The organism is Streptomyces spiramenti (assembly GCF_012034385.1).
Lineage (GTDB): Bacteria > Actinomycetota > Actinomycetes > Streptomycetales > Streptomycetaceae > Streptomyces > Streptomyces spiramenti.
The window spans coordinates 1-5,388 of record NZ_JAAVJB010000290.1; the positions used below are offsets into that span (position 1 = coordinate 1).

The window sequence follows — 5,388 nt, forward strand, 5'->3', positions numbered from 1 at the left end:
CCCGACCGGAAGCTTCCGGTCGGGCGCCGCCGCGCCGTGCCGCTCCCCCGGCCCCGGGCGGGTGCCCGATGCCGGGGTGCTGTTGTCACTCGCGCCTCGCCGTGCGCGCCCTCCCCGCGCCGGGGAGGGCGACGGAGGGTCAGGCCGCCGCGTCGAAGCCGGTGTCCCCGGCCATGCGCTTCAGCTCCGTCAGCGCGTTCTTCTCGATCTGTCGGATGCGCTCACGGGTCAGGCCGTGCTGCTTGCCGACCTCGGTGAGCGTCCGCTCCCGGCCGTCCTCCATGCCGTAGCGGGCACGGATGATGGAGGCGGTGCGGCCGTCGAGCCGCCTGATGAGGTCGTCGAGTCCCTCGCGACGCAGCATCACCATGACGGACTGCTCCGGGGAGGCGGCGGAGGTGTCCTCCAGCAGGTCGCCGAACTGGGTCTCGCCCTCGTCGTCGACCGACATGTTGAGACTGACCGGGTCCCGCGCCCAGTCCAGGACGTCCTGGACCCGCTCGGGCTTCGACCCGAGCTCCGCCGCGATCTCGTGGGAGTCGGGCTCGCGACCCTGCTCCCGGTTGAACTCCCGCTGCACGCGCCGGATACGACCCAGCTCCTCCACGAGGTGGACGGGGAGCCGAATAGTGCGCGCCTGGTCCGCGATGGAACGCGTGATGGCCTGTCGGATCCACCACGTGGCGTACGTGGAGAACTTGAAGCCCTTGCCGTAGTCGAACTTCTCGACAGCCCGGACCAGACCGGCGTTGCCCTCCTGTACGAGGTCCAGCAGCGGCAGGCCGCTGCGCGGGTACCGGCGGGCCACCGCGACCACGAGGCGGAGGTTGGAGCGGATGAAGACGTCCTTGGCGCGGTCACCGGCCCGGGCTATCTCCGCGAGCTCCTCACGAGTGGCGCCCGCGACCGGACCGCCCTCGACCGGCGCCTCGTCGCCGTCGAGCACACGCCGCGCGTAGAGCCCCGCCTCGATGTCGAGCGACAGCTCCACCTCCCGGGCGGCGTCGAGCAGCGGCGTGCGGGCGATCTCGTCGAGATACATCCCCACGAGGTCACGCTCGGTAGCGTCCCCTTCTGCCCTTGACCGCGCACTGCCCTTCGCAGCGGCGGCGCTCTGTGCGCCCTCCTGGCGGGCGACGGCACGGATGGCCATACCTGCTCCCTTGCGAGTGATCGGACTGACACGGCCGTGAAGGCGGAGGGATGCACCCCCTGCACGCCCCACATCCGTAACGAATCAACGACGGAGTTGACGACAGAATTCCCAAGTCGCTCATCTTTTTCGTCTGGTGCAGTACCCTGCCCCGCCATCGCCCGCGTACACGCCCCCGCCGCCGCGCCCCGGGCCGCCCCCTCACCCCTGTCAGACGTACGGGCCGCCGAAATGGTTGCCGGTACAGGCACCTTCCCCGCCGAGCAGATGGTCACCACAGGTTCACGCACCGTGGCTCCGGACCGTCGGTCTCCCGCCGGCCACGCCCCGTTCGCGCGGCCGGGACCCCGCGCCCCCGAGGGGCCCCGCGCAACCCCGGCGGCGTGCCGGAAACCCGCCGCACCGCCGGGCACCCGCCGTGACCGGCCGTGTGCGGTGAGCCGACCTCGCGGCGACCCGCGGTCGTCCCGCCACCCGAACGCCCCGCCGGGCATGCGTCGGCCGCCTACCCGCCCGACGGTGAGGTAACGCCCGCCGACGCGGGCCCCGACCCTCCGGGAGCGATGCCGATGCAGCGGATACCCGGTCGCCGAGCCGCCGTGGCGGTCGGCGGCTCCCTGGCACTGGCGCTGAGCCAGTCGCCGGGCATGGCCATCGCCCTGCCCGGCATACCCTCGGTCGTCGCGGGTTCCGTCGCGGAGGCCCGCGAGTGCGCGGTGCCGGGTGTGGGACCCGGTCTGCACTCGGGCATACCGACGCCCTCGGGCTACTCCCCCACGCGCGGTACCGTCTCCGCACTGACCCTCTTCGTCGATTTCCCCGACGCCGAGGCGCAGATCACCACCGAGGCACGGCTCGCGGAGTTCTTCCCCGCGACCTCCGAGTACTTCGCGGAGAGCTCCTACGGAGCGCTCGACTACCGCCCGGCACCGGTTCACGGCTGGCTGCGCATGCCGCAGCCGTTCGAGGCGTACGGCATCGACCGGGGCGTCGGCTGGCACCCGGGTGACGCCCAGGGCTACAACCGGCTGATGCACGACATCGTCGCCGCGCTCGAACGCGCCGCCGGCGACGGGGGCGCGGACGGGGAGGGCCGCGACGGCCGCCCCGACGGCACCCCGGTGCGGGACACGACCGCCGCCGGGGACGGCAGGGCGGACAACCCCGCGCCGAACTCCCCCACCTCGGTGGACCACCCTGCCCCCGCCGGCGACCGGAGCGACAGCACCGGGGACACGGCGAGCACCGGGGACACCGGGACCACCACGGACGGCGCGGACGCGCCCCGGTCGGCAGGCGCCGCCGCGCCCGCGCCCGCCGGGCTCAACGGCCGGGGCGTCGAACTGGACGCCGCGGACGTGGACTTCTCCGCGCACGACCTCGTCAACATCCTCACCGCGCCCAATGCGGGCCCACCGGCCGTCGAGAAGGTCCTGTCGGTGTCCTTCCCCGGGCGACCGCTCATACCGACCGACACCGGCCCGCTCCACAACGTCAGCTTCATATGGAGCAGTCAGCCCGGCCACACCCCGCACCGCGTGCTGGTCCACGAGAACGGCCACGCCTTCGGTCTGCCCGACCTCTACTGGACCGGCGAGGGTCCGTCGCCCGAACTCACCGGCCACTGGGACGTGATGGAGCAGGACTGGGGGCCGAGCAACGACATCCTCGCCTGGCACAAGTGGAAGATGGGCTGGCTGACCGACAGCGAGGTGGACTGCGTCCCCGGCCCCGGGGTGACCGAGCACACCGTCACCCCGCTCGGCGCTCCCGGCGCCGAGCGCGCGGGCGGCGTCGACGGGGTGCCACGGGCCGCCGCAGGCCAGGGCGCGGGAGTCGCGGGCACCGGTGTCGCCGCCGCCCCCGGGGCCACCGGCACGGACACCCGGCTGGTGACCGTGCCGCTCGGTCCGACGGAGGTGCTGACGCTGGAGGTGCGGGTGGAGTCCGGGCTGGACGAGGCGGTCTGCCGTCCGGGGGTGCTGATCGCACGGGTGGACACCCACCGGCCCAGCGGCGAGGGGCCCGTCCGGGTGGTCGACGCCACCCCCGGCAGCGACGGCTGCCTGACGCTGCCCGACCCGCAGGTCACCCCCGGTCTGAGCGACGCGCCGCACCGGCCGGGCGACGTCTTCCACGACGAGCACGCGGGGGTCTCGGTGGAGGTGACCGACGCCGACGCGGACGGCCGCCACACCGTCCGCGTCACCCGGCGGTGACCTGCGGCGCACCCCTCGATCCCGGGCGGGCGCGCCGCCGGGGCCGCCGCCCGGTCACCCGCTCGTGCCGGGGTCGGGGCTGCAGGCCGGGCGTAGTGCGACCCGACGAGGCCGCCGCTTGTTAGATTGCCTGCGGCGTCCGGGCCGGGGCGTCTGGGCGCCGGAGAGCTGGGGGAACCGCGTGTGAGTGACGCGACGGACGAGGTCCGGCGGTGGGTGTCCCACCGCCGGAACACCGAACTTGTGCTGGTCGTACTCGCCGTGCTGATCGGGGTGTTCGGCCACGCCGCCGCCGGTCTGGCGGTCCACGACGAGCTGCCGTCAGGGCTGGCCGCCTACACCGCGATGCTGGGCGGTTCCGCGCTCGCCGCGCACCTGGCCGTCCGCCGTTTCGCCCGCCACGCCGACCCCGTGCTCCTGCCGGTGACGGTGCTGCTGTGCGCCCTCGGGCTCGTGCTGATGGACCGGCTCGACCAGTCCTACGCGGTGCGCTACTCCGGCACGTACCAGGCGGTTCCGGTCGCCCCCAACCAGGCGGTGTGGACCGTCATAGGGGTCGGTCTCATGGTGCTGGTCGTCGCGCTGCTGCGGCACCACCGCCTGTTGCAGCGCTACACCTACCTGGGCATGGCCGCCGCGATGCTGCTGCTGGTGGCGCCGGCGTTCTTCGGCGCGGACGCGTTCGGCGCCAAGCGCTGGATCACCGTGGGGCCGCTCTCGGTGCAGCCGGGCGAGTTCGTCAAGGTCATGATCGTCGTGTTCTTCGCCAGCTACCTGATGGCCAACCGCGACGCACTCGCGCTGGTCGGTCGGCGGTTCCTCGGACTGGCGCTGCCGCGCGGGCGGAACGCGGGGCCGGTGCTGCTGGTGTGGGCGGTCAGCCTGGTGGTCCTCTTCTACCAGCGCGACCTGGGCACCTCGCTGATCTTCTTCGGGGCCTTCATCCTGATGCTGTACGTCGCGACGGAGCGGACGAGCTGGGTGGTGCTCGGCGGGCTGATGGCGGTCGGCGGCGCCGCCGCGGTCGCCCTCACCCAGTACCACGTGAAGGCCCGCGTCGCGGCCTGGCTCGACCCGATGGCGATCTACCTGCCGGAGGACGAGCGCCCGCCGGGCATCATCTCCGACCAGTCCGCCCAGGCCCTCTTCGCCTTCGGGGCCGGCGACCTCACCGGGACCGGTCTCGGCCAGGGCCACTCCGACCTCGTCGGCTTCGCCGGCCGCAGCGACTTCATCCTCGCCTCCGTCGGTGAGGAGCTCGGGCTGCTGGGCGTCACGCTGGTGCTCTTCCTGTACGTGCTGCTGATCTGGCGGGGGCTGGCCGCGGGCATGGCCTCGACCGACCCGTTCGGGAAGCTGCTGGCGCTGGGGCTGTCCTCGGTGCTGGCGCTCCAAGTCTTCGTCGTCGCCGGCGGGGTCACCGGTCTGATTCCGCTCACCGGCAAGGCGCTGCCGTTCCTCGCGCAGGGCGGGTCCTCGACCGTGGCCAACTGGCTCCTGGTGGCGCTGCTCATCAAGGTCAGCGACAGCTCGGGCAAGGCCTCGACAATGCCGGAGGGCAACGCGACCATCCTGACGCCGGCAATCCGGGTCTGACCGCCCGGTGCCGGGCACGCCGCCCGGTGCCGCCGCTCCGGCGGGGCGGGCGGACGGACGGGGCGGACGGACGGGACGGGCGGACGGACGGACGGGGCTGTCGTTGCCGATGGGGGCTGCGTTGCGACCGGGGGCAGACCACCTCGTCACAGCGTCTTCCGATCATGGGCAGGCGTTCGCACAATGGCCCGAACCGTCGGCTCACCCGCCGCCCGGTGCTCGCTCGCCGCGCTCCACTCCCCCACCCCCGGAGAGACGATGAGACCTGCCCGCCACCCCGCCCCCGAGCTCCGCCCGTCCCGGCCCCGCAGCCGCCGGGCCGGTTCACGCCGTTCGCTGCGCGCCGCCCTGGCCCTCGCCGCCGGCACCGCGATCGCCGCCCTGTCGCTCACCGCCGGCCCGGCCGCGGCAGCGCAGGGC

General features: G+C 73.8%; 3 protein-coding genes. 2 read left to right on the top strand and 1 reads right to left on the bottom strand.

Annotation, left to right across the window (positions count from 1 at the left end; all coding sequences use genetic code 11):
* Positions 1 to 139 precede the first annotated feature (139 nt).
* Positions 140 to 1,153, bottom strand: a complete 1,014-nt coding sequence (locus tag HCJ92_RS21780; RefSeq protein WP_167935321.1) for a sigma-70 family RNA polymerase sigma factor — start codon at positions 1,151 to 1,153, stop codon at positions 140 to 142.
* Positions 1,154 to 1,722: 569 nt separating this feature from the next.
* Between HCJ92_RS21780 and HCJ92_RS21785 the strand changes: the two genes are divergently transcribed.
* Together HCJ92_RS21785 and HCJ92_RS21790 are read left to right on the top strand one after the other, a co-directional pair.
* Positions 1,723 to 3,372 carry a metallopeptidase domain-containing protein gene (locus HCJ92_RS21785; RefSeq protein WP_167935322.1) on the top strand — a complete coding sequence of 550 codons (1,650 nt, stop codon included), beginning with the start codon at positions 1,723 to 1,725 and terminating at the stop codon, positions 3,370 to 3,372.
* A 183-nt stretch (positions 3,373 to 3,555) separates the two neighbouring features.
* Positions 3,556 to 4,968: an FtsW/RodA/SpoVE family cell cycle protein gene (locus HCJ92_RS21790; protein ID WP_338054311.1), complete on the top strand. Its 1,413-nt coding sequence runs from the start codon at positions 3,556 to 3,558 to the stop codon at positions 4,966 to 4,968.
* Positions 4,969 to 5,388: the final 420 nt, after the last annotated feature.

Bases quoted from the DNA above. Each gene is read 5' to 3' on its own strand.
- HCJ92_RS21780 (WP_167935321.1), bottom strand. From the start codon at position 1,153: ATGGCCATCCGTGCCGTCGCCCGCCAGGAGGGCGCACAGAGCGCCGCC.
- HCJ92_RS21785 (WP_167935322.1), top strand. From the start codon at position 1,723: ATGCAGCGGATACCCGGTCGCCGAGCCGCCGTGGCGGTCGGCGGCTCC.